Annotated in this window: 25 protein-coding genes; 12 read left to right on the top strand and 13 right to left on the bottom strand. The window is 67.4% G+C overall.

Annotation, left to right across the window (positions count from 1 at the left end; translation table 11 throughout):
• The first annotated feature begins 9 nt into the window (after window positions 1-9).
• Entirely contained in the window at window positions 10-747 is a 738-nt protein-coding gene (locus tag ACQPYM_RS26645) for a hypothetical protein (protein WP_433005351.1), read from the top strand.
• A gap of 11 nt (window positions 748-758) precedes the next feature.
• Window positions 759-1,601 (top strand): alpha/beta fold hydrolase, encoded by an 843-nt coding sequence (locus tag ACQPYM_RS26640; RefSeq protein WP_433005348.1) that lies wholly within the window; start codon window positions 759-761, stop codon window positions 1,599-1,601.
• Between the two features lie 79 nt (window positions 1,602-1,680).
• Here ACQPYM_RS26640 and ACQPYM_RS26635 read toward each other — a convergent pair whose 3' ends face one another.
• Both ACQPYM_RS26635 and ACQPYM_RS26630 read right to left on the bottom strand, forming a co-directional pair.
• On the bottom strand, window positions 1,681-2,670 hold the full coding sequence (locus ACQPYM_RS26635; RefSeq protein WP_433005345.1) for a serine hydrolase domain-containing protein: 990 nt from the start codon (window positions 2,668-2,670) through the stop codon (window positions 1,681-1,683).
• Window positions 2,667-2,903, bottom strand: coding sequence for a helix-turn-helix domain-containing protein (locus tag ACQPYM_RS26630; RefSeq protein WP_433005342.1), 237 nt, complete (start codon window positions 2,901-2,903; stop codon window positions 2,667-2,669). Before ACQPYM_RS26630 ends, ACQPYM_RS26635 begins: the two co-directional genes overlap by 4 nt.
• A gap of 151 nt (window positions 2,904-3,054) precedes the next feature.
• Here ACQPYM_RS26630 and ACQPYM_RS26625 point away from each other — a divergent pair, with 151 nt between their 5' ends.
• Window positions 3,055-3,453, top strand: coding sequence for a hypothetical protein (locus ACQPYM_RS26625; protein ID WP_433005339.1), 399 nt, complete (start codon window positions 3,055-3,057; stop codon window positions 3,451-3,453).
• 4 nt (window positions 3,454-3,457) lie between these two features.
• On the opposite strand, the gene ACQPYM_RS26620 is transcribed toward ACQPYM_RS26625, so the two are convergent.
• Complete coding sequence (locus tag ACQPYM_RS26620; protein ID WP_433005336.1) at window positions 3,458-3,607, bottom strand: hypothetical protein; 150 nt, start codon at window positions 3,605-3,607, stop codon at window positions 3,458-3,460.
• Here ACQPYM_RS26620 and ACQPYM_RS26615 point away from each other — a divergent pair.
• Window positions 3,597-4,127, top strand: coding sequence for a peptidoglycan DD-metalloendopeptidase family protein (locus ACQPYM_RS26615; protein ID WP_433005333.1), 531 nt, complete (start codon window positions 3,597-3,599; stop codon window positions 4,125-4,127). The genes ACQPYM_RS26620 and ACQPYM_RS26615 overlap by 11 nt on opposite strands.
• A 43-nt stretch (window positions 4,128-4,170) precedes the next feature.
• On the opposite strand, the gene ACQPYM_RS26610 is transcribed toward ACQPYM_RS26615, so the two are convergent.
• Window positions 4,171-4,719, bottom strand: a complete 549-nt coding sequence (locus tag ACQPYM_RS26610) for a hypothetical protein (protein WP_433005330.1) — start codon at window positions 4,717-4,719, stop codon at window positions 4,171-4,173.
• Window positions 4,720-4,762: 43 nt separating this feature from the next.
• Here ACQPYM_RS26610 and ACQPYM_RS26605 point away from each other — a divergent pair, with 43 nt between their 5' ends.
• On the top strand, window positions 4,763-5,728 hold the full coding sequence (locus tag ACQPYM_RS26605) for a helix-turn-helix domain-containing protein (RefSeq protein WP_433005327.1): 966 nt from the start codon (window positions 4,763-4,765) through the stop codon (window positions 5,726-5,728).
• A gap of 7 nt (window positions 5,729-5,735) precedes the next feature.
• Here the strand turns inward: ACQPYM_RS26605 and ACQPYM_RS26600 are convergent, their stop codons facing one another.
• Genes ACQPYM_RS26600 through ACQPYM_RS26585 form a run of 4 tightly spaced genes read right to left on the bottom strand, consistent with a single transcriptional unit; the run spans window position 5,736 to window position 11,820 of the window.
• Window positions 5,736-7,418 (bottom strand): ABC transporter substrate-binding protein, encoded by a 1,683-nt coding sequence (locus tag ACQPYM_RS26600; protein ID WP_433005324.1) that lies wholly within the window; start codon window positions 7,416-7,418, stop codon window positions 5,736-5,738.
• Window positions 7,419-7,452: 34 nt separating this feature from the next.
• On the bottom strand, window positions 7,453-8,403 hold the full coding sequence (locus tag ACQPYM_RS26595; RefSeq protein WP_433005321.1) for a carbohydrate ABC transporter permease: 951 nt from the start codon (window positions 8,401-8,403) through the stop codon (window positions 7,453-7,455).
• Window positions 8,400-9,389, bottom strand: a complete 990-nt coding sequence (locus tag ACQPYM_RS26590) for an ABC transporter permease (protein ID WP_433005318.1) — start codon at window positions 9,387-9,389, stop codon at window positions 8,400-8,402. The genes ACQPYM_RS26595 and ACQPYM_RS26590 overlap by 4 nt, the downstream gene beginning before the upstream one ends.
• 25 nt (window positions 9,390-9,414) lie before the next feature.
• Window positions 9,415-11,820: a glycoside hydrolase family 95 protein gene (locus tag ACQPYM_RS26585; RefSeq protein ID WP_433005315.1), complete on the bottom strand. Its 2,406-nt coding sequence runs from the start codon at window positions 11,818-11,820 to the stop codon at window positions 9,415-9,417.
• A 133-nt stretch (window positions 11,821-11,953) separates the two neighbouring features.
• Between ACQPYM_RS26585 and ACQPYM_RS26580 the strand changes: the two genes are divergently transcribed.
• From ACQPYM_RS26580 to ACQPYM_RS26560, 5 genes are all read left to right on the top strand, one after another.
• Window positions 11,954-13,270, top strand: a complete 1,317-nt coding sequence (locus tag ACQPYM_RS26580) for an L-fuconate dehydratase (RefSeq protein WP_433005312.1) — start codon at window positions 11,954-11,956, stop codon at window positions 13,268-13,270.
• Window positions 13,267-13,998 carry a FadR/GntR family transcriptional regulator gene (locus ACQPYM_RS26575; protein WP_433005309.1) on the top strand — a complete coding sequence of 244 codons (732 nt, stop codon included), beginning with the start codon at window positions 13,267-13,269 and terminating at the stop codon, window positions 13,996-13,998. Before ACQPYM_RS26580 ends, ACQPYM_RS26575 begins: the two co-directional genes overlap by 4 nt.
• A gap of 14 nt (window positions 13,999-14,012) precedes the next feature.
• The gene (locus tag ACQPYM_RS26570) at window positions 14,013-16,058 is read left to right on the top strand and encodes a glycoside hydrolase family 36 protein (RefSeq protein WP_433005305.1); all 2,046 of its coding nucleotides are present in this window, start codon (window positions 14,013-14,015) and stop codon (window positions 16,056-16,058) included.
• Window positions 16,055-16,987 (top strand): glycoside hydrolase family 43 protein, encoded by a 933-nt coding sequence (locus ACQPYM_RS26565; RefSeq protein WP_433005302.1) that lies wholly within the window; start codon window positions 16,055-16,057, stop codon window positions 16,985-16,987. The genes ACQPYM_RS26570 and ACQPYM_RS26565 overlap by 4 nt, the downstream gene beginning before the upstream one ends.
• Before the next feature lie 204 nt (window positions 16,988-17,191).
• Window positions 17,192-17,581, top strand: coding sequence for a cupin domain-containing protein (locus tag ACQPYM_RS26560; protein WP_433005299.1), 390 nt, complete (start codon window positions 17,192-17,194; stop codon window positions 17,579-17,581).
• Here ACQPYM_RS26560 and ACQPYM_RS26555 read toward each other — a convergent pair whose 3' ends face one another.
• From ACQPYM_RS26555 to ACQPYM_RS26535, 5 genes are read right to left on the bottom strand one after another with little or no spacing between them, the layout of a single operon-like run.
• The gene (locus ACQPYM_RS26555) at window positions 17,582-18,259 is read right to left on the bottom strand and encodes a response regulator (protein WP_433005296.1); all 678 of its coding nucleotides are present in this window, start codon (window positions 18,257-18,259) and stop codon (window positions 17,582-17,584) included.
• The gene (locus tag ACQPYM_RS26550; protein ID WP_433005293.1) at window positions 18,256-19,212 is read right to left on the bottom strand and encodes a histidine kinase; all 957 of its coding nucleotides are present in this window, start codon (window positions 19,210-19,212) and stop codon (window positions 18,256-18,258) included. The genes ACQPYM_RS26555 and ACQPYM_RS26550 overlap by 4 nt, the downstream gene beginning before the upstream one ends.
• A gap of 43 nt (window positions 19,213-19,255) precedes the next feature.
• On the bottom strand, window positions 19,256-20,122 hold the full coding sequence (locus ACQPYM_RS26545; protein WP_433005290.1) for a rod shape-determining protein: 867 nt from the start codon (window positions 20,120-20,122) through the stop codon (window positions 19,256-19,258).
• A complete protein-coding gene (locus ACQPYM_RS26540) occupies window positions 20,119-20,490 on the bottom strand; it encodes a TraR/DksA family transcriptional regulator (RefSeq protein WP_433005287.1) in 372 nt (123 codons plus the stop codon). Before ACQPYM_RS26540 ends, ACQPYM_RS26545 begins: the two co-directional genes overlap by 4 nt.
• 31 nt (window positions 20,491-20,521) lie before the next feature.
• Window positions 20,522-20,830: a TraR/DksA family transcriptional regulator gene (locus tag ACQPYM_RS26535; RefSeq protein WP_433005283.1), complete on the bottom strand. Its 309-nt coding sequence runs from the start codon at window positions 20,828-20,830 to the stop codon at window positions 20,522-20,524.
• Between the two features lie 180 nt (window positions 20,831-21,010).
• On the opposite strand from ACQPYM_RS26535, the gene ACQPYM_RS26530 reads away from it, so the two are divergent.
• Window positions 21,011-21,517 carry a pyridoxamine 5'-phosphate oxidase family protein gene (locus ACQPYM_RS26530; RefSeq protein ID WP_433005280.1) on the top strand — a complete coding sequence of 169 codons (507 nt, stop codon included), beginning with the start codon at window positions 21,011-21,013 and terminating at the stop codon, window positions 21,515-21,517.
• Window positions 21,518-21,541: 24 nt separating this feature from the next.
• Entirely contained in the window at window positions 21,542-21,976 is a 435-nt protein-coding gene (locus tag ACQPYM_RS26525; protein ID WP_433005277.1) for a PPOX class F420-dependent oxidoreductase, read from the top strand.
• Window positions 21,977-22,027 lie beyond the last annotated feature (51 nt).

The raw sequence follows: 22,027 nt of genomic DNA, 5'->3' as shown, positions 1-22,027 counted from the left end.
GGAGGGCGCATGTTCACAGCACACAGCGGTACCGCGGTCGATCGTTCGGCTGATCGGCCGGCCCGGGATCTCCGCCGGATGCAGCGGGTTGTCGCCGCCGCAGTACTGACGATCCCAGCCACCGCGGTCACGATCGGCCGCCTGTTCATGACCGACGACTCTGATACGCGGAAGGCGTTGGACGAGATCGCTGCCGATCCCAGCCGCCAGCAGGTGGTCGTCTGGCTCGGGTTCCTGTCGGCGCTGACCGTGGTCCCCGCGTTCCTGGCGCTTGGCCGGCTGGCCAAGCGGCGTCGTCCGGTTCTCGCCGCGGTCGCGCTGGGGGTCAACCTGGCGGCGTACCTGGGCGGCTACGCGATGTTCGCCATCGACGGCTTGTACCTGGCAGGCGCCGGCGTCCCGGCCGAGCAGCGAGACGGTGCCGCCGCCTTGATCGACCAGACCTGGTCCACCGGTGCGTCCGGTCTCAGTACGGCGTTGTTCGTGATCGGCCACGTCATCGGTGCGATCTTGATGGGTCTGGCGCTCCGCGGCAGCATCCCGACGATCGGCTGGCTGGCGATGATCTTGTCCCAACCCGGCCATGTGGTCGCCTTCGTCGTCTTCCAGAACGTCGTGATGGACTCAGTGGCCTGGGGCCTGATGGCGCTGTGCTTCGTCATCGCGGCGATCGCCGTTCTTCGTACCCCTGACGACGAGTGGGATCTGCCTCCGCGTGGGTTCGGTACTGCGCCGGCAGCCGGCTGAGGGAGTTCGTCATGGTCACGTGGTCGCGGGCCGGCGCCGCTGCCGGACAGTCGTTCGTGTTCGCCGAACAAGGTCGAGGGCCGCTCGTCGTCTTCTGGCACGGCTTTCCCGATACGCCGTACAGCTGGTCAGGGATTGCGGGGAAGGTTTCCGCGGCCGGCTACCGGACCGTGGCGCCTTGGCTGCGGGGCTATCACCCCGAGACCGTCGTCGAAGGGCTCGGCTACGGGCCGTTGGAGCTTGCGCAGGAGACGATCAAGCTCCTCGATGCGTTGGGGGAGAGGGATGCCGTGGTCGTCGGGCACGACTGGGGCGGAATCCTGGCCTACGGAGCTGCCTCCCTGGCGCCGGAGCGCATCCGCGGGCTGGTGCCGATCTCGTTCCCGCTGCCGGACCTGATACCGCGGACGCCGGCCTTCTTCTGGAAGGTTCGCCACATCGTCCGCCTCAAACTACCGAACGCGGCAGACCTCGTACGGCGTGACGACTTCGCCTATCTCGAGGAGCTCTGTCGTCGGTGGGCACCCAACTGGTCCGGGCCCGCGAGGGACCGGGCGGTCACCGAGGCCAAGAGCTGCTTCAACGACCCGGCGTCGCTGGAAGCCGCGATCCGCTACTACCGCGATATGTCGCCCAGAACTCCGCGGGAGGTGAAACGTGCTCCGACGATGCCTGGGCTCGTGGTCGGCGGTACCGACGATCTGGCTCCGCCGGCCACCATTCGCCGGACAGCCGCCGTGCTCGGCGACGACTGGGCTCCGTTGATCCTCGATGGCGCGGGCCACTGGCCACACCTCGAGAAGGAGGCCGAGTTCACCGACCAACTGATCAGCTTCCTCCAACGCCTGCCCTAGCCGATCCCGAATGGCAGGTCCGCGATCTCCCCACCGCCAAGACGCGTTGCACGAAGCCCCGGGTGCGGTAGCCGCGCTCTTACCCGACAATCGCGCCGCGGTTGGCGAGTTGGGCGAGGAGGGAGAAGCCGTGGCGGTCGACCGAGGCTGAGGTGGCGGACAAGAGGGCGACAGCGGTGCCGGCGGCCCGGTCCAGGCCGAGCCACGTGCTGAAACCGCCGGTGGCTCCGTTGTGCCAGGTGATGGAACGGCCCTTGTGGTCAAGGGATATCCAGGCGGCGCCGATCCGTACCGCACCGGTGAAGTTCGCGACCGGGTCCAACGCGGCCGTGCCGGCAGCCGACCCGTCGAGCAGTGCGGCGGTGAGGCGAGCCACGTCGCGAATCGAACTGCGGATGCCACCGGCAGGGCCGATCGCCTCGCCGGTCCAGGGTTGCCGGACTCGTCCTGTCCGGCTCCTGCCGGCCACCGCGCCAGGTCGAAGCTCCTGTGCGGTGGACGGCACGTAGAACTCGCCAAGGTCCAGGGGCTCGGCGATCCGGCGCCGCACGAGCTCCTGGTAGCTCAGGCCGGTCGCTGCCGCGATCGCGTGGCCAAGGAGTTCGAAACCGAGGTTGGAGTAGCGGGCGCGGGGCGAGGTGAGTCGCACACCGCGCGCCTGGGCGATGAGTTCGTCGAGGGTTTCGCCGTACGGGTTGGTGCCCTGCCTCCACAGCGCGACGGTACGGCGTACCGGCGCGGCGGACGCGGGCAGTCGCGGCAGACCTGAGCGATGCGTGCTGATCGCGGCCAGTGTCACCCCGGCGGCCGGGGTGTCGCCGAGCGGCAACAGCTCGCCGAGGGTGGTCGACGGGGTGATCTCCCCGCGTTCGAGCGCATCGACGTACAGCAGCCCGGTGATCCCTTTGGAGACCGAGCCCAGTTCGAAGTCCGCGTCGAGGCCGGCACCGATCGCGGCGATCCGTTGCCCGTACGGCGAAAGGGCCGCGACGGCGGCTGTCGGGTGCCGATCTCCCAGCAACCCGCGGACCTCCGCCGCCAGCTCCTCGTCACCGTGCAAACCCGTCACCGCTGGCTACCGAACAGCCCGCGACCGCCGTGCTTCTTGTGCACAGCCTGCTTCGAGACACCGAGAACGGCCGCGATCTCCGTCCAGGTGACTCCGTTGTTGCGGGCGCGGCGGACGAGAACCGCTTCCAGCCGCTCCGTCTCCGTGCGCAGCTCCGCCGTCGCCGCCAGCGCGGTCAACGGATCCGCCGCCGCGGTCGCCACGACGAGTTCGGACAGGTCCGGTCGATTCATGCCGTCAACTTTAGTTGACTCGGGCCGCTGCGTCAACGTGGGTTGACGCGCGGCAGCCGGGTTAAGCGTTTGGCTTCAAGTTGTCGTGGCAGATGGTGGCGCGATGTCACACTCGCGGCATTCGTCAGCTCGAACAGAAGGGTCACCGCCCATGCCCTCGAACCTGTCACTGAGAATCTCCGCCACTGCCTTCGCCGCTGTCACCGTCCTCACCGTGGCGCCAGCGGCCACGGCGGCACCCCCTGATGCGGTTGCCGCCACTGCCGCCAGCCCTGCCGCGGCCGGTGTGATGCTGAAGATGCCTGCCACGGTTGCCGAAACGCTCGGTGCCTCTCGTCAGTCGCTGGTGGACGCAGTCGCCGCCGATGCGCTGGGCAGGTCCACCGCCGGCCGCGGCCTCACCAAATCAGTTGCCCTGGGCAAGCTGGCCGCGGAGGGCGCAAGGTCGTCGTCGATGTCCGGTCGGCCGCTGACGGCTGGGCGCGAGGTGTCGCCTACGTCGAGGCGGCCGCCACCACTGAGGCGCATCCTGAAGGATGGCTGTACATAGCTCGCTACACCAACGGCCGCTGGGTCAGCGGCGTCGAGGGGGACGGCGAGTTCGCCGAGTACGTCGCATCGTCCCCGCTCGTCGGCGCGGCCGAGCGCCGCACCATGTCGGCGTACGCGAAACACGAGAGCACGACCAGCACGATGGGGGTCACGGCGAACACCGCCGGGATGTTGCTGCCGTGGATGCCCGACTACTACATGACCGTCACCGGTGGGCCGCACGCCAGCGACGGTGTGAACGGCTACTGGAGCAGCCTCGACTTCGCCGGCGGCAACGCCAGCGGGCGGGTCCGGTCGTCGCGGGAGGGCACGGCCACCTCCATGTGCGGCGCAGGCGGCGGTTGGACCCGCGTGATCCACCCGAACGGCTTCTCCACGGACTACTACCACCTGTGGAACGCGACGTACTACAACGGGACGTCGGTCGGCAGTAGCGCATTGCTGGGCAACATCGGCAACGATGTCTGCGCCGGTGGCTCGTCGACCGGCGCTCACGTCCACTGGAGTCTGCGGACGTACGACGCCAACTACAACGGCGCGTACACCTGGTTGCACGGCCGCACCATCGGTGGCTGGACCTGGTGGAACGGCTCCCAGCAGTATGCAGGGTGCGCGACCCGGCTTGGCGTCACCGCCTGTCCGGGCAACGCGATCTACAACCGGACCAGCTGATCCACCCGCGCTCCGCACCCGGCGAAGTCCGTCGGGTGCGGAGCTACGGGACCCGCTGGAAAGGGGTCGTCCGCAACTGATCGGTGCCCTCGACATCGATGGTGAGGCGGACCGCTCCCGAGCCGTCGGCACTGCCGCCGAGCGCGCCCACGAAGGCGAGTGGCAGCAGGAGAGTGCGGATCAGCATCGCCCAGCCCGCCTTGGCGAGTCCGACCCGGCTTCCGTCCTTCAGCCGCACCAGTTGAGTCCCGGTGAGCAGCGCGCCCACTCCCCGGCCATTGGCGTAGAACCAGCCGTACAACAGCGGCAGGACGAAGAGCAGCGTGCACCCGATGACAAAGGCGCCGGCGTCCTTGTTCGGGTCGTACGAGCGGACGTAGTACAGGGCCCCGAGCCCGACCGCCGTGCCGTTCACCAGGATGCTGTCGACGAGCCAGGCCAGGAAGGCGGAGGACAACGTCGCCTCGACGAACAGCGTGCCGTCCTGGTAGGCCTTGATGCGACTGGACACGCTCGGTCCCAGTACCGGCTTCAGCTGATCCCGGACCTGCTGGACGGCATCCAAGCGGTCTTGTTCGTATTTCATCCTCATCGGACGGCCCACCTCACAGCCTGGTTCCTGCTTACAATCGGTTGTGGCGCGTTATCTGCTGGAAGCAGGCGACTACGGGCTGGCGCGCTTCGCCGTCTCGCCGCTGACCGAGCTCGGCAGCTCGTTGCGCGCGCTGCGGTCGCCAGGCAGCTACCCGATGCAGGCGCCATGGTACGCGGCGGTGTGCCGGGTCCGTGACCAGCTCCCACTCGACGTCCTGAGCGGGCTGATCGGGCCGAACTTCGACACGCCGGACCTCTTCAACCCCCGCGTGGGAGTGCCGCTGACCATCGAGGCGCAGCTCGCCTACCTGCGCGACCAGGACCTGCGGGTGCTCGCGTCGGACATCGAGTCCGCCGTCGGCGCGATCCCGCGCAGCCTCGGGTCGCGCAGTCTCGGCTCGCACGGACGCTCGTTCGGCGACCGGCTGGCGGATGCGCTGGCGGCGTACTGGCGGACGGCCTTTCAGCCCCACTGGCCGCGGATGCGCGCGATCCTGGACGCCGACGTCGCTCGCCGGGCCCGGTCGCTGGCCGCCAACGGAGTGATCGACACCCTGAACGGATGCGGCCCGGGGATCCGCGCCGACACCACGTCGATCACGGCGCACATCCTGGGCAGAGGCGACGACGAGCTCACCCTCTACACCCGAGGGCGGCCGTTGTTCGTCGTACCGTCGCTGTTCACGCTGAGCAGTTCGACACCGCTCGGTGACTCGGACCCGTTGGTCATGTACCAGGCGACCGACCAGCGCTCGATGTGGACCGACACGGTCGGCCGCCCGGGGGAGGCCGGCCCGCTCAGCCCGCACCGGTTGCGCTATCTCCGCGCCCTTGGCCAAGGCCAGTCGACGACTGCGCTCGCTGAACGGTTCGGGGTGTCCCCGTCGGCCGCGAACCAGTCCCTGCGCGCAATGGCCGCGCAGGGACTGGTTCGCGCGCGCCGTGACGGCCGAACCGTCATGTACGAGCGCACCCCATTGGGAGATCAGCTCTCCGATCCAGGCTGACCACCGGCTACTTGGGGACCTTGTCGTACGCCGTCTGCTGGATCTCGAGGTAGCGCTTCAGGCCGAGACCCTCCAGGCCCTTGACGTAGGCGTCCCACTCGCTGTCGATGTTCTTCGACCCGGTGACGAACTGCAGGGCGTTCTGCTGGATGTAGTTCTCGATGTTCGTCTGCAGGGTGGCGATCTCACTACCGAGCGACGGATCGGTCCAGACCTTCCAGTACGGGTAGATCGCCGACTTGTCCTCCTTGCCCTCGTACAGCTTGGTTGCCTCGTACAACCGTCGCTCGAAGCCGGCCTGGGAGTAGATGTCGGTCGCGATCGCCTCGGAGTTCCGGTACCGCTCGGTGTTGTTGTACTGCGCCAGCGCCTGCCACCCGGAGTTCGGGGGAGTGGCGCCGGGCTTCTGCTGGATCTGCGCGTACAACGGCTTCAGCGACTTGTCGAGCGCGACGTCGCCGGGCTGCGGCTTGCGCCAGGTCTTGCCCTCCTTGCCCCAGAAGCCGTTGATCTGTCCTTCGTCGGTGAAGATGTAGTCGAGCAGCTTGATCGCCTGGATCTGCTCCTCCGGGGTGGCCTTGTTGGTCAGCACGAAGGTCGCACCCGGTGCGCTCGGGAAGTTGTACCCGGTGTGGTTCACGCCCTGCGGCCCGGTGAGCGGCGGTACGGCGTCGTACTGCCTGTCGCGGCCGTCGGCGGCGCCGATGCTGACCGCGATGCCCAGGTGCAGGACGGTGGCCGAGCCGAGGATCGGGACCTTGCCGCTGTCACCCTGCTGCTGCAGCGCGTCCGGGTTCTGGGTGAAGGCGCCCTTGTCGATCAGGCCTTCCTTGTACAGCGAGTTCAGGTACTTGAGGCCCTCCCGCCAGCCGTCCTTGTTGGCCTGCGTGTCGACCTTGCCGTCCTTCAGTACCAGCGTCGAGTTGTTGTTGCCGCTGGTGCCCTGCGGGTTGTAGATGAAGGCATTCATGAAGTACGGGATCAGCGCGTCCCGCACACTCGCGCTGAGCGGGATCTCGTCGGCCTTCCCGTTCCCGTTCGGGTCCTGGGTCTTGAAGGCCCGCAGGACCTTGACCATGTCCTCGGTGGTCTTCGGCTGCTCGAGCCCGAGCTTCTTCAGCCAGGCCGAGTTCATCCACAGCTTGCCCTGGTACGTGCAGTGGTAACAGTCGACCCACTGCGGCAGACCGTAGATCTTGCCGTCCGGAGCGGTCGCCATCGCCTTCCACTCCGGCTCCGCGTCGAGGGCCTTCTTGATGTTCGGCCCGTACTGGTCGATCAGCTGGTTCAGCGGTACGACGACGCCCTGGTTCGACAGCCTGAGGAGGTCGGCCTGGCTGAACTGGTCGACCCAGGGGATCAGCAGGTAGAGGTCCGGGTAGTCACCACTGGCCAGCGAGATCTGGCGCTTCTCCTTGGCCGGTCCGCCGTCGAACGTGGTGTTCTGCCACTTGATGGACAGGTTGAACTTCTCCTTCACCAGCTTGGTGAAGTCGTTGGTGGCCAGGTTCCAGTCGGCCGCCTGTGGTGCGAACACGTCGAGGGTGACCGCGGGATTCCCGGTGATGGTCGGCAACGGCTTGCTCTGTGGGTCTTCGGAGTCGCCGCCGGTACAGGCCGCGAGGACGAGTGCCAGGGCGGTCACGCCGGCGAGCGCGGCATACCTGGGCTTTCTGAGCTGTACAGACATAGGTCCCTCACAGGGGTCGAGGTGATGCGGAGGATCAGCCCTTCACGGCGCCGATCATGATTCCCTTGGTGAAGTAGCGGGCGACGAACGGATAGATGAGCAGCACCGGCACGCTGGCCACGACGATCAGCGAGTACTTGAGCAGATCGGCCAGTTGCTGGCGTTGCAGGACAACAGACGCGTCGACGGCCCCGCCGCCGGTCGTGTTGAGGATCAGGATGTTGCGCAGGACGAGCTGCAGCGGGAAGAGGTCTGGGCTCTTCAGGTAGATCAGGGCGTCGAAGTACGAGTTCCACTGCATGATCGCGTACATCAGCGCGACTACCGCGATCATCGGTTTCGCCAGCGGGATCACCACCGACCAGAGGAACCGCAGGTCGCCGCAGCCGTCCAGTTGAGCGGCCTCGACCAGTTCGTCGGGAATCGCGGTCCGCAGGTAGGTCCGGGCGATGATGACCTGCCAGACGCCGATCGCCTGCGGGATGATCAGCGCCCACCGGGTGTCCAGCAGGCCGGCCGACTGGACCACCAGGTACGTCGGGATCAGGCCGCCGGTGAACAGCATCGTGAAGAGGATCACGGTCATCACCACGTTGCGGCCGACCAGCGTCCGGCGCGACATCGGGTAGGCGATCGCCAGCGTCATCGTGACGCTGACGATCGTGCCGACGACCGTGTAGAACAACGAGTTCAGGTACCCCTGCACGATCTGCGGGTTCTGGAACACGGCGTGGTACCCACGCAGCGAGAACTCCACCGGCCAGAACAGCACCCGGCCGGACGACACTGCCTCGGGGCTGCTGAACGAGCTGGCCACGATGTACAGCAGCGGCGCCAGGACCACCACCAGGAACACCGTCAGCAGCAGATACACGCAGAACAGGAAGATCCGGTCCGTCCGCGGCTCGCGGATCCGGCGAGCGCGCTCCGCGCGACGCTCGGCCCGCTTGCCCAGCATCGTGGTGGTACCACTGGAAGCGCTCATGACCACAGTCCGTTTCCGGTGATCCGCTTGGCCACCGCGTTGACACCGAGCAGCAGCACCAGGTTGATCACCGAGTTGAAGAGCCCGACCGCGGTGGCCATGCTGAAGTCCGCGTTCAGCAGACCCGTCTTGTACACGTAGGTCGCGATGATCTCGGACTGGCTCAGGTTGAGGGGGTTCTGGAACAGGAAGGCCTTCTCGAAGCCGATCGCCATGATGTTGCCGACCGCAAGCACCAGGATGATCACCGCGGTCGGCATGATGCCCGGCAGGTCGACGTGCCGGATCCGCTGCAACCGGCTGGCCCCGTCGATCCGGGCCGACTCGTGCAGGGCCGGGTCGATCCCGGACAGCGCGGCCAGGTAGATCACCGCGGAGTACCCGGTGGTCTGCCAGACGTCGGACCAGACGTAGATGTGCCGGAAGTAGTCCGGGTCCCCGAGGAAGTCGATCGCCGGGACACCGAAGAATCCGAGCCCTTCGTTGACGATGCCGAGCCGCGGCGACAGCACCAGGATCGTCATCGACACGACCACGACGGTGGAGATGAAGTACGGCGCGTACGTCACCAGTTGCACGCTTCGCTTGAACAGGCCGTTGCGGATCTCGTTGAGTGCCAGCGCGAGGATGATCGCGATCGGGAAACTCGCCACCACGGTGTAGACCGAGAGCAGGAAGGTGTTCTTCACCAGGGTCCAGAACACCGGGTTCTGGAAGAACAACTCGAAGTTCTTCCAGCCGATCCACGGGCTGCCCCAGATGCCCTTGGTCACGTTGAAGTTCTTGAACGCCAGCACGGCGTTCGCCATCGGGATGTACTTGAAGACGCCGAACCAGATCAGCGGCACGACCATCAGCAGGTACAGCGTCCAGTGCCGTTGCAGGCTGCGCCGCAGTCCTTTCAGACCAGGGCGTTCGCGTCGCCGCCGTCGTTTCGGCCGGGTGGTTTCACCGGCCGGTGGCGGGACGGTTGTCAGGATTGCCATCAGACCTCCTCGGTCGGGCCGGCGGTCACGTCAGGCTCACCCGCTGACCGAGTCCAGCCGTGAGTCGCACCGGCGCCCGTACGCCGTCCTGGCGGACGAACCGCTCCTGGTCGCGATCAGCGGTCAGCACCGCCTCGACCCCTTGCGGTGTCCACTCGATGTCGACGGTGACTCCGCCGCGGGCTCTGAGACCGGTCACCCGGCCACTGGTCCATTCCGCCGGAAGAGCCGGCAGCAACTCGATGTCGCCGGTGTGACTCTGCAGCAGCATCTCCGCGATGCCCGCGGTCGCTCCGAAGTTGCCGTCGATCTGGAACGGCGGGTGCGCGCAGAACAGGTTCGGATACACACCCGCGCCACTGCCGGCGTACCCGGTCGCGGTGTCGTCTGCAGGCCGGAGGAACGCGCGGACCAGGCGATGCGCCGCGGCGGCGTCACGGAGCCGCGCACGCAGGCAGATCTTCCACGCCAAGGACCAGCCGGTTGCCTCGTCGCCACGCAGGTCGAGCGTTCGCGTGGCCGCCGCGGCGAGCTCCGGCGTACCGTCGGGCGTGATCGCATCACCCGGATGCAGACCGACCAGGTGGGACATGTGGCGGTGGTGCGGATCTTCCTCCGGGAGGTCGGCGGCCCATTCCTGCAGCTGCCCGCGCGCGCCGATCGACGGTTCGGGCAGGCGCTTGCGGGCAGTCGAGAGCTCTTCAACGAGCGGGTCCACGACGTCCAGCAGTTGAGCCGCTCGCTCCACCCGCTCGAACAGGTCCGCGATCAAGGCCAGGTCCATCGTCGACGACACGGTGACGGAGGCCGGTTGCCCGTCGGGTGCGAGGTAGTCGTTCTCTGGCGAAGTGGACGGCGCAGTACCGAGGCTGCCGTCCGGTAGTTCGACCAGCCAGTCGAGGCAGAACTCCGCCGCTCCGCGTAGCGCCTGCCACGACTCACCGAGGAACTCCAGATCGCCGGTGAACTCGTAGTGGTCCCACAGATGGCGGACCAGCCAGGCGCCGGCCATCGGCCAGTTCGACCAGCGCGGGTCGCCCTCGACCGGGAAGGTCCAGCACCACGCGTCCGTGTTGTGGTGAGCGGTCCAGCCGCCACACCCGTAGCGCTCTTGCGCCGTACTGCGTCCCGCGTCGGCGAGCTGACCGATGAAGCTGAGCAGCGGTTCGTGGCACTCGGAGAGGTTCGTGGTCTCCGCCGGCCAGTAGTTCATCTCGGTGTTGATGTTCACCGTGAAGTTCGAACTCCACAGCGGACGGAGGATGTCGTTCCAGATTCCCTGCAGGTTCGTGGGCAGCCCGCCGGGTCGTGAGCTCGCGATCATCAGGTAGCGGCCGTAGTTGAAGACCAGCGCTGCGAGCGCCGGATCGTCGGTGCCTCTTGCCACTCGCTGATCGGTCGGCAGTTCGGATTCCGCGGCGAGGCCGGGCAGTTCCAACGATGTACGACGGAACAGCCGCCGGTGGTCCTCCTGATGAGCTTCCAGCAGTACTGCGTAGTCGCGGTCGATCGCGGCCCGGACGGTCTCGTCCGCCGCAACCCAACACTCGTCTGCTGTCCGGGTCGGAGTCGTCGACGGCCCGGCGTATCCGGTGGCAGTGGAGAGGACCAGGACGATCTCGGCGGCGTGGTCGATGGTGAGTTCGGACGCGGTCGCCCGGACCTCGCCGTCGCTGGTCGCCCGGAGTGCGATCGCCGCGGCCATCCCGCGATCGGCGCCTTCGGAGTACCGGATCGGTTCCGGCACGTCGCGATGTGGGGGAGCGACATCGGCAGGAGCCTGCAGCAACAAACCGAGCCCGCCTTGTACTGCGTGCGGCCGCGACTGCAACTGCGAAGCAAGCCGGCAGGTGAGCGACAACTGTGGTTCAGAAGCGGTCAGTCGCACGACCAGTACGCCGTCGGGTGCACCTGACCGGGGTGGTGGGGTGGGGTCAGAGATGGCACTGACAAACGCCTCCTGCCGCACGCCCACCCCACCGACCTCGTACTGCGTGACGGCCACCGCGGCGTCGAGGTCAAGCGTCCGACTGTATTGCGCCACCTCATCGGCCACCACCGTTGAGCCACCGACTCGGATGTCGAGCAGTAGGTCACCAAGCGGCAGGTAAGCCTGCGAGTAGCCGGAGTGGAAACCACCAGCCAGGTCATGTGCGCGACGGATGTCGCCTGCCCGCAACGCCTCGCGGACCGCGTCGACGGCGGCGGCGCCGGTCGCTCCGAGCGGAGTCGACAGTTGCCTGGCGGTTTCCGGGCTTCCAGACCACAACGTTTCGTCGTTCAGCCCGATGCGGTCGGTTCCGGTGCCGCCGAAGCACATCGCGCCGATCCGGCCGTTGCCGAGCGGCAACGCCTCCAGCCAGGTCGCCGCCGGTTGGTCGTAGTACAACCGCTGGGCGCCGGACCGGTCTGGCCTCACCAGGTCGCTCATCAAGCAGCCTTCCATCGAGACGACGATTAATCCCATGAATTCCCGGGATCGTAGCGCTGTGGCCTCGCTTGGTCCATACTGAACGCCATTAATCGGGGAGAAACATCCCATCTATCGCGAACAGGGGCCCGCCATGCCACGCATCACGTCGGTGGAGGTTGTCGACGTCCGCTTCCCGACGTCGCTCACGCGCGACGGGTCGGACGCGATGAACAAGGACGGTGACTACTCGGCGGCCTACGTCGTGCTGCACACCGACGAGGCGGGTCTGTCCGGGCACGGGTTCACGTTCACGATCGGTCGTGGCAACGACCTGTGCGTTCTGGCGGCCTCCCAGCGCGCCGAGCCGCTGGTGGGACGCGACATCGACGCAGTCTGTGACGATCTCGGGGGCGTGTACCGGGAGTTGCAGTCGGACAGCCAGTTGCGCTGGCTCGGACCGGACAAGGGCGTGATCCACCTCGCGCTGGCCGCGGTGATGAACGCGGTCTGGGACCTGGCCGCCCGCCGGGCCGGCGTACCGCTGTGGCGACTGCTGTCCGAGATGTCGCCCGAACAGCTCGTTGACGCGGCCGACCTGCGGTACCTGAGCGACGTCCTCAGCGCGGAGCAGGCGGTGACGATGCTCAGGTCCCGTGAAAGTGGTCGCAAGCAACGAATCGCGGAGCTGGAGGCCTCCGGCTACCCCTGCTACACCACGTCGGCCGGCTGGCTCGGGTACTCCGATGCCAAGCTGCGCAGGCTTTGTGAGGAAGCCGTTGCCGCGGGCTACCGACACGTGAAGCTCAAGGTCGGGGCCGATCTCGAAGACGACATCCGGCGCTGCCGGATCGCCCGGGAGGTGATCGGGCCGGACGGAAACCTGATGATCGACGCGAACCAGGTCTGGGAGGTGCCGGAGGCGATCGAGTGGGTGAAGGCGCTGGCCGAGTTCGAGCCGCTGTGGATCGAGGAGCCGACCAGTCCGGACGACATCCTCGGGCACGCGGCGATCCGCAAGGCGGTGGCGCCGATCGGGGTCGCCTCCGGGGAGCACGGCATGAACCGGGTGCTGTTCAAGCAGATGTTCCAGGCCGGAGCGCTCGACTACTGCCAACTCGACGCGGCCCGCCTCGGCAGCGTGAACGAAGTACTGGCGGTCTACCTGCTCGCGGCGTGGTTCGACGTACCGGTCTGTCCTCATGCGGGCGGTGTCGGCCTGTGCGAACTCGTCCAGCACCTGGCGATCTTCGACTACGTGGCCGTCTCGGCCAATCTCGATCGCCGCGTCACGGAGTACGTCGATCACCTGCACGAACACTTCGTGGATCCGTGCGTCGTGCGGAACGGGGCGTACGTGTTGCCGCAGGCGCGCGGCTACAGTGCCGAGATGTACAGGGAGTCGCTAGAGACCTATAGCTTTCCGAATGGCAGCTACTGGGCCGGCCGGGCCGCCGGTGAGCAGCCATGAGCGCGGCGAAGTCCGCCTTGCCGCCGCGAACCGCCGGCGCGTCCCAGACCGACGTGGTGGTCCAGAGCATCCGGCAGATGATCATCGACGGCCGGCTCAGACCGGGGGACCGGCTGCCGATCGAGAAAGACCTCTCGGTGGCGCTCGGGGTGTCAAGGAACCCGCTGCGCGAAGGCGTCCGGGCGCTGTCGATCATGGGCGTCCTCGAGACCCGGCAGGGCGACGGCACCTACGTCACCAAGCTCGACCCGTCCATGCTGCTCGCCCCGATGGGCTTCGTCGTGGACCTGCAGAACGGGACCGGAGCCCACCACCTGCACGTCGTACGGCGCATCCTGGAGACCGAGGGTGCGGCGCTGGCGGCGCGCGACATCGCCGCCGACAAGCTGGCCGCGGCCGAGGAACTGCTCCGCCGCAACGAGGCCCAGCTCGCGCTGCCGGAACCCGATCACGAGACCGTCATCGAGAACGACATCGCCTTCCACCGCATCATCGCGGACGCGTCCGGCAACCCGGTGCTGGCCGCGCTCATCGATGCCCTCGGCGGACGCACGATGCGGGACCGGCTGCGCCGCTCCATCACCGAGCCCGGCGCCGACGAGACCGCGCACCGCGAACACCTCTCGATCCTCGCGGCGCTCCGCAGCCACGACCCGGATCGGGCCCGGAACCGGATGGCCGCGCACCTGTTCACCGTCGAGGACTACCTCCTCGAGCACCGCCCTTGACGAACTGAGGATTCATGACCGATCTGCTGCGCTGGAGTACGCCGGAACTGACGCTGACCTTCGCCCTCGACGACGGTCCGGTCCGTTTGATCGTGGTCCGCGGGGCCGCACAGCCGAGCGGCGACGAGCCTGATCCCAGCCGAGGCGAGCCCGATCCGGGTCAGCCCTTGGTCGAGGTCGCGGCCATCGGACACGGTCATTCCAGGCATCGTCAGGTCAGCACCGTCCTCGGACAGCAGTTGCGGTACGTCCGGCACGACGAGACCGAGACCACGCTGAGCATCGTCCAGGAGGATCCGGCCACGGGGCTCCGCATCACCAGCGTCTTCGAAGCCGGAGCCGGTGTCCGCGCCTGGACCGAAGCCTCGATGACCGGGCCGGGCTGGCTGGAACTCACCTTCCTGTCCTCCCTCGCGGTCGGTCTCGCCTCGATCGACGCCGAGCTGTACTCCGCCGCCAACAGCTGGATGGCGGAGAACCGCTGGTCGAAGCGCATACTGCGAGACGCGCTGGCCGACATCGTCAGCGAGTCCCACCACCACGTTGCTCACAGCCGGGTCGCGATGACCAGCACGAACTCCTGGTCCAGCGGCGAACGGCTGCCGATCGGCGTCCTGGTCGACCGTAGTACGCCGTACGCGCTGGGCTGGCAGATCGAGCACAACGGGCCGTGGCACTACGAGCTCGGTGAGAACCGGCGTGGCGGCTATCTCCTGCTGAGCGGGCCGACCGACCAGGAGCACCAGTGGAGTGTCGAGGTGACGGCCGGCAAGTCGTTCACGACGGTTCCGGTCTCGCTGGTCGTGGGGACCGACGTCGACAGCGTGTTCGCGGCGCTCACCCGTCAGCGCCGCGCGATCCGTCACCGGCGGCCGATCGACGACCGGATGCCGGTCGTCTTCAACGACTTCATGAACACGCTGCTGGGGGATCCGACCACGGAGAAGCTGCTCCCGCTGATCGACGCCGCGGCGGAGGCCGGAGCGGACTACTTCTGCATCGACGCCGGCTGGTACGCCGAAGGCGACTGGTGGAACACCGTCGGCGCCTGGCAACCGTCGACGACGCGGTTCCCGCACGGACTCGCCGAGGTGATCGATCGGATCCACGGGCACGGAATGGTGCCCGGGCTCTGGCTCGAGCCCGAGGTCATCGGGGTCCGCTCACCGATTGCCTCTGAGTTGCCCGACGACGCGTTCCTCACTCGGCGCGGCCGGCGAGTTGTCGAGTCTGGTCGCTACCTGCTCGACCTGCGTAGCGCAGCCGCCCGAAAGCACCTTGACGCCACGATCGACCGGCTGGTCGACGAGTTCGGTGTCGGCTTCTTCAAGTTCGACAACAACACGATGACCGGGCCTGGCACCGACAAGGACGGGACGTCGCTGGGGCACGGGCTGCTGGAGCACAACCGTGCGTTGCTGAGCTGGCTGGACGGTCTCCACGAGCGCCATCCGGACCTGCTGATCGAGAACTGTGCCTCGGGTGCGATGCGGATGGACTACGGCATATTGTCCCGTCTCCACCTGCAGTCGACCTCGGACCAGGAGAATCCGTTGCTCTACGCAACGATAGCAGCGGCCGCGCCGGCCGCCGTACTCCCGGAACAAGCTGGTAACTGGGCTTATCCGATCGACGGTACGACGCCCGAGGAGTTCACCTTCGCCCTCGTCAACGGTCTGGCTGGACGCCTCTACCTCTCGGGTCACCTCAACCGGATGACGCCGGCCGAACTGGAGCTCGTCCGATCCGCGCTGGCCGCCCATCGCGCCGTACTCGCTGACCTGGACACCCTCGTCCCCGCTTGGCCGTTAGGTCTGCCGAAGTGGACCGACGACTGGGTCGCCCTTGCGCTCAACGGCGCAGCCGTCTCCTACCTGACCCTCTGGCACCGCGCCGCCGGCCCGTCCACCATCACGCTGCCGATCCAGCGCTCGAAGATCACTCCGCACTTCCCCGACGAGCTCGGCGACTGGACCTACACCTGGAACGACGACGGCCTGGTCGTCACGACCAACACTCCCGAACCCTCAGCCCGCGTCCTCCGTCTGGAAGCCCTGTGAACTACTCCGGCTATCTGTACGTGCACTTCAAGCGCGAGTCGATCCACGGCGAGCAGATCTACTTCGCTCTGAGTCGAGGCAACGACCCGCTGCACTTCGACGACCTCAACGGCGGCAAGCCGGTCCTGTACTCCGCCCTGGGTGAAGGCGGCGTCCGCGATCCACATCTCGTCCGTTCTCCGGAAGGGTTCTACCTGATCGCCACCGATCTGCGCCTCTACTCCAGCCACGACTGGGACCGGCACCAGCGCCGGGGCAGCCGCTCGATCATGGTCTGGGAGTCCACAGATCTCGTGCACTGGGAAGAGGAGCGGCTCGTCGAGATCGCGCCGCCCGAGGCCGGGAACACCTGGGCGCCTGAGGCGATCTGGGACCCACAGCAGAACGCGTACTTCGTCCACTGGTCCTCGACGCTGTACGACAACGCCGAGCACGAGGGCGACAGTTACAACCGGATCATGGCCGCGACCACCCGCGACTTCCGCGCGTTCTCCGAGCCGCGCGTCTGGATCGACCGTGGATGGAACACGATCGACGCCACCGTGATCGAGCACGCGGGTGTCTACTACCGCTTCCTGAAGGACGAACGCAGCCGTGGGGGTGGGGCGCCACTCGGCAAGTCGGTCTTCTCCGAAACGGCTACCTCGTTGCTGGCTGACTGGAAGCCGCTGGCCGAAGGGATCGGGCTGGGCGCGATCAGCCAGGGGGAGGGGCCGCTGGTCTACAAGTCGAACACCGAGGAGAAGTGGTACCTCTGGATCGACGAGTTCACGGCGGAACGTCGTTATGTGCCGTTTGAGACGACCGAGCTGGCCGGCGGTGAGTGGACTCCTTCGAAGGACTACCGGCTTCCGGCAGATCCGTGCCACGGGGTCGTGCTGCCGGTGACGGCTGCGGAGTACGAGCGACTCCGTACTGCGTGGAGTTGAGGCTACGGCCGCGCGGGTTCGAGGCGGACGCAGCAGAGGCCGGGTTGGGGTTTGAGGTGGGCTTGGAGAATCAACCTGCTCACCCTGTCCGGCTTCTACGACATGGCCCTCCGAGACTTCGGCCTCCTGGTAGGCGCCTCAGCCCTCTCCCGACTCGCCACCCAGTACGCCCCAGCCTTCCACAATTCCGAGTAGACAGGTGAAATGACAACTGAGGAGAGTGGTGTCGTCCCGCCGGTGGTTCGGGTGGTGGGGGACTGGGGAGAGCTTGTTGATGACTCGACGGTGCCGGCGGGGGCCAGGTGGACGTTGGCTGAGGTGGGGCGGCAGTTGGACGCGAACTTGATCCACTTGCCTGCTGGTCAGCGGGTTGACACGCACACCGAGCCGGATCTCGACGTGCTGCTCGTCGCAGTCGCCGGCTCTGGAACTGTCGGTACGCCGGACGGCGTACAGGCGGTTGCTAAGGGCAACCTTGTCTGGCTGCCGCGCGGCTCCACCCGCAACCTCACCGCCGGTCCCGACGGGTTCTCCTACTTGACCGTGCACCGTCGGCGGCCCGGTATGCAGATCAAGCAACGGCCGGGCGAGTAGTCAGGGTTCGATCAGGCCGGCCCGGATGGCGTAGCGGGTGAGGTCCAGGCGGTCGCGGAGGCCTAGTTTTTGGAGCATGTTGGCGCGGTGGCGTTCGACGGTTTTGATGCTGATGAAGAGAAGTTCGCCGATTTCTTTGGAGGAGTGGCCTTCGGCGACGAGTTTGAGGACTTCTTCTTCGCGGGCGGTGAGGACTTGTTCGGGGACGCCCTCGCCGCGGCGTACGCGGTCTAGGTAGTCGCGGATTAGCGCGGTGACCGCGCCGGGGTACAGGAAGGGCTCGCCGCGCATTGCGGCTCGGCAGGCTGCCACCAGGTCGCGGTCGGCGACCGATTTCAGGACGTAGCCGGATGCTCCGGATCGGAGCGCCTGGAAGAAGTACTGCAGGTCGTCGTACATCGAGAGCATCAGGATGCGCAGTTCGGGACGCAGGACGGACAGTTCCCGGGCGGCTTGCAGGCCGGTCATCCGGGGCATCGCGACGTCGAGAATGGCCAGGTCGAAGGGCTGGGTGCGGGCCGCGGCGATCGCTTCCGCGCCGTCGCCGACCTCGGCGACCACGGTCAGGTCGGGTTCACTGTCGAGGATGAGGCGGACTCCGCGGCGTACCAGCGCGTGGTCGTCCGCGAGGAGGATCCGGACCGGTGACTGTCCGGGCGTCGTCATCGGCGTCGTCATCGGCCGTTCCGGGACAACGGCACGGACAGGCTCACTTGGACGCCGCCCTGGGGTGAGGGCTCCAGTTCCAGTTTCGCTCCGATCAGCAGGGCTCGTTCGCGCATCCCGCGAATCCCGGCGCCCTCGTGGGCGAGCCCGATCCCGCGGCCGTTGTCGCAGATCTGCAACCGGAGGTGGTCGCCGTCGCGGAAGAGGCTCACCGCGACCTCGGTGGCCTCAGCGTGCCGGGCGACGTTGGTCAGACCTTCCTGGGTGACGCGGTAGAGCACCAGCTCTGCTTGCTGATCCAGCTTCGGCAGGTCGGAGTCGAAGCGGCGCTGAACCGCCAGCCCGGTGTGGGTGGACAGATCAGTGGTCAGTGTGGTCAACGCACTGATCAGCCCGAGATCTTCCAGTACGCCGGGCCGCAGCCGCCGCGCGAGCCGGCGTACATCGTCAAGGCTCCCGCGAGTGGTCTCCTGGGCGTGCTGCAGGTCGGCTCGCAAAGCTGGATCCTTCGTGTGGTCAGCGGCCCGTTTCAGCTCGAGCAATACCGCGGTCATGCTCTGGCCGACCTCGTCGTGGAGCTCTTGCGCGATGCGGCGCCGCTCGCTTTCCTGCGCTGACAGGGCTCGCGCGCTGCTGGTGGCTCGCTCGTCCTCCAGCCGGCCAAGCATGTCGTTGAACGCCCGAACCAGATCCGGGACACCTCCGTGGCCGGCCACTGACAACCGCTGACCGGGGCGAAGCAGATCGACCGTGGCCATCCGCCGCGTCACTCGCTCCAACGGTGCCAGGCCCACGCGCAGCAAGACAGCGTTGGCCACCAGCATCACCGCGAGACCGACGATGAGGACTACAGCCTCAGCCAGAGCCACTGGTACCGACACCGTCACCGGCGCCCACAGCAGCAACGCCGTAGCCGTGCCGAGCACGAGCGCATTGAGCCCGAAGATCCGCCAGAACAACGCCATCGATACTCGCCTTCCTCGATCACACCTACCCCCACTATCCGTCCTAGGGTCTGCTGGGGTGGCGCCGGGCGGCGGAGAGAGCGAGGCCGGCACCGCGGAGAGCAGCGACCTGCGGGGCGGCAGCCGGCCGCGCTGGGGTTTTCAGCTGTTTGGACAACCGGTACGTGATCTCGGGGCGCAAGGCACCACCTCCGGTGAGCAGCAGCCCACGGTCCAGGGCATCGACAACCTGTACTCCGCAGTCGAGGCGCAGCAGGTCGGTCACCGCTCCGACGATCGACTCCACGAGCCCGGCAACGCTCGTGCCCGCGCCAAGATCGGAAGTGCCCAGCTCGAGCCGGCAGGCCTCCGCCACCCGACCCTCCACCAGCAGACCCACCTCGGTCAGGCCGGCTCCGATGTCCACCACCAGGAGCGGCCGGGTCAGGTCAGCGCGAGCTCCGAGGGCGGCGGCCTTCACGCTCGCGATGGTCAGCACGGTGCGCGCGTCGAGGACCTCCAGCGCTGCGACAGCCGTACTGCGGTGCGGGTCGGCGCAGAGGAGCGGGGTGATCAGGATGACCGTCGAGTACCGGCCGAGGCCTGCCCGGCGACCGAGGAGATGGTCGAGGCACCGACTGGCTCCGGGCAGGTCGACGACGACACCGCGCTGCACCGGACGATTGATGCCGCTCGCGCCGGCCAGGATGGTGCCACTCGCGCCGGCCGGGACGGTGCCGCTCGCGCCGGCCGGGATGGTGTGACTCGCGCCGGCCGGGATGGTGGTGGGGGCGTCGATGGTCAGCCCGGTGTCGGGCATCCACGCCCGGGTGCGGGCACTGCCCAGGTCGATCGCGATGCCGTTCGACCGGCCGCAGGCCCACCAGGTACCGAGTCGCCGTTGCGGGATCGCCCGGCCTGGTGAGGTCACGAGATCCCTTCTTTGAGTTGGTGGCAAGGGCCGCAGTAGCGGGTGTGGGGGAGGATGCGCAAGCGTCGTACGGGGATCGGGCGGTCGCAGAGGTGGCAGTTGCCGTAGTCGCCGGTTTCGATCCGGCTGAGGGCGGCGTCGACTTCGGCGAGGACTGCTTGGGCTGCGGTGGCGAGGGTTGTCAGCACCTCTTCGCGGGCCATCGTGTGCTGGTCGCGGGGGAGGTTGCGGTGCAGCGGCAGGAGCTCGGCAAGGCCGTCGAGTTGCTCCCGACGGAACTTGCGCTCCTCCTGAAGGGCGGCCCGCAACGCGATGACGTCCCCGGGACTGAGTTGGCCCTTGTCGACGGTGGTGAACGTGTAGCTCAACACATCACCTCTCCTGGACGGTGAGAAACCCTCAGGACTTCTGCTGACAACCGACGCAGTACCGCGCGTAGGGCAGGATCTCCAGCCGTTCGACCGGGATGCCGCTGCCGCAGCGCTGACACGCGCCATAGGTGCCGTCGGCAACCCGATCCTCGGCTGCGCTGATCTCGGTCAGAACTCGCCGGATGGCAGCCGCTTGAGCCGAGCTGAGTTCCTTGTCGGCAAGGGCCGCACCGGCTTCAATTGCGCTCAACTGGGTCAGCCGGGAGTCGCGTTCATGAGCCAGCCGGCGCCGGGCCTCGGGTGCGGTCAGGTTGGGGGAGCGAGCCACGGTGGTCACAGAAATACGTCCTCTCGGGGGTCCTGTCTTCAACCATGTCCGACGGCACAGCCCCGGACCATCGGTGCCAACACCCATCTTTGAGGACGGCCCGCCGCGCGGTGAGTGATCGGCTGAGGGGATCAAGTTGATCGGCGATGATTGCTTTTCTCGATCCGCGGATGGCCCTAGCGTCTTGCCATGACGTTGGAGCCGGCTCCCGAACCGCTGTCCAGCCCGCGCGGCACGCCCCTGACAGACCTCGGGTGGGCGGACGTCCAGACGCGGGTGGCCGAGGCGGGCGACTACCTGGTGGCGACCACCGACCCGGACGGACGGCCGCATGTGGTGCCGGTGCTGGGAGTCGCGCACGACGGGTTGTTCTGTTTCGTCACCTTCCGGGAGGCACGCAAGGCGCGCAACCTCGCGCGGAACAACGGCTGCGCGGTCACCGTGCCCGGCCCGGAGGTCGACCTGGTGATCGAAGGCACCGCCCAGCTCGTGCGGAGCGCGACCCGGCTCCAGAAGATCGCGGACCTGTTCCCGGCGAAGTACCCGTGGTGGCACCCGTTCGTCCGCGACGGCGAGTTCTACGACCCGGCCGACACCGCCCTGGCAGATCCACGGCACGTCTACGCGGTCGAGCCCGTCCAGGTCTTCGCCTTCGGCAAAGAGCACGGCTTCACCGCCACCCGCTGGCGCTTCTAGTACCGAAAGGAGCAGCACACACCGATGAGACCCATGACCGCCACCGAGTGGCGATCCTTTGTCACGACCGGTACCAGGCTCGGCCACCTGGCCCTCACCCGCTCCGGCGGACGGCCCCACATCACCCCAGTCTGCTTCATCCTCGACGGCGACGAACTCGCGTTCCTGCTGTCGCCCGGGAGCGTCAAAGGCAAGATCCTGTCGCGTGACCCGCGCGTTGCGGTCTGCGTCAGCGATGAGCACCAGCCCTACGGTTTCGTCACCCTCGACGGACAGGCACAGATCTCTGCCGAGCCGGACCAGATCGAGCACATCGCCGGCGGTATCGCCGACCGCTACTACTCCGATCAGCCCAGGCAGGACATCGTCGCCTCGTTCCTCCAGGAAGGCTTCACCGCGGTGCACATCGGCATCACCAAGGTCGTCGCCCGCACCTACAGCGAAGGCGAAGCCGAGTGAACCGGTTGCTGTGCGATGATCCCGACCCCGGCAACGAGCTAGGAGTTGAGT

Origin of the sequence: Kribbella sp. CA-294648, from assembly GCF_050943845.1 — a bacterium.
Taxonomy (GTDB): Bacteria; Actinomycetota; Actinomycetes; order Propionibacteriales; family Kribbellaceae; genus Kribbella.
This window is presented reverse-complemented; position numbering and strand designations above follow the sequence as displayed.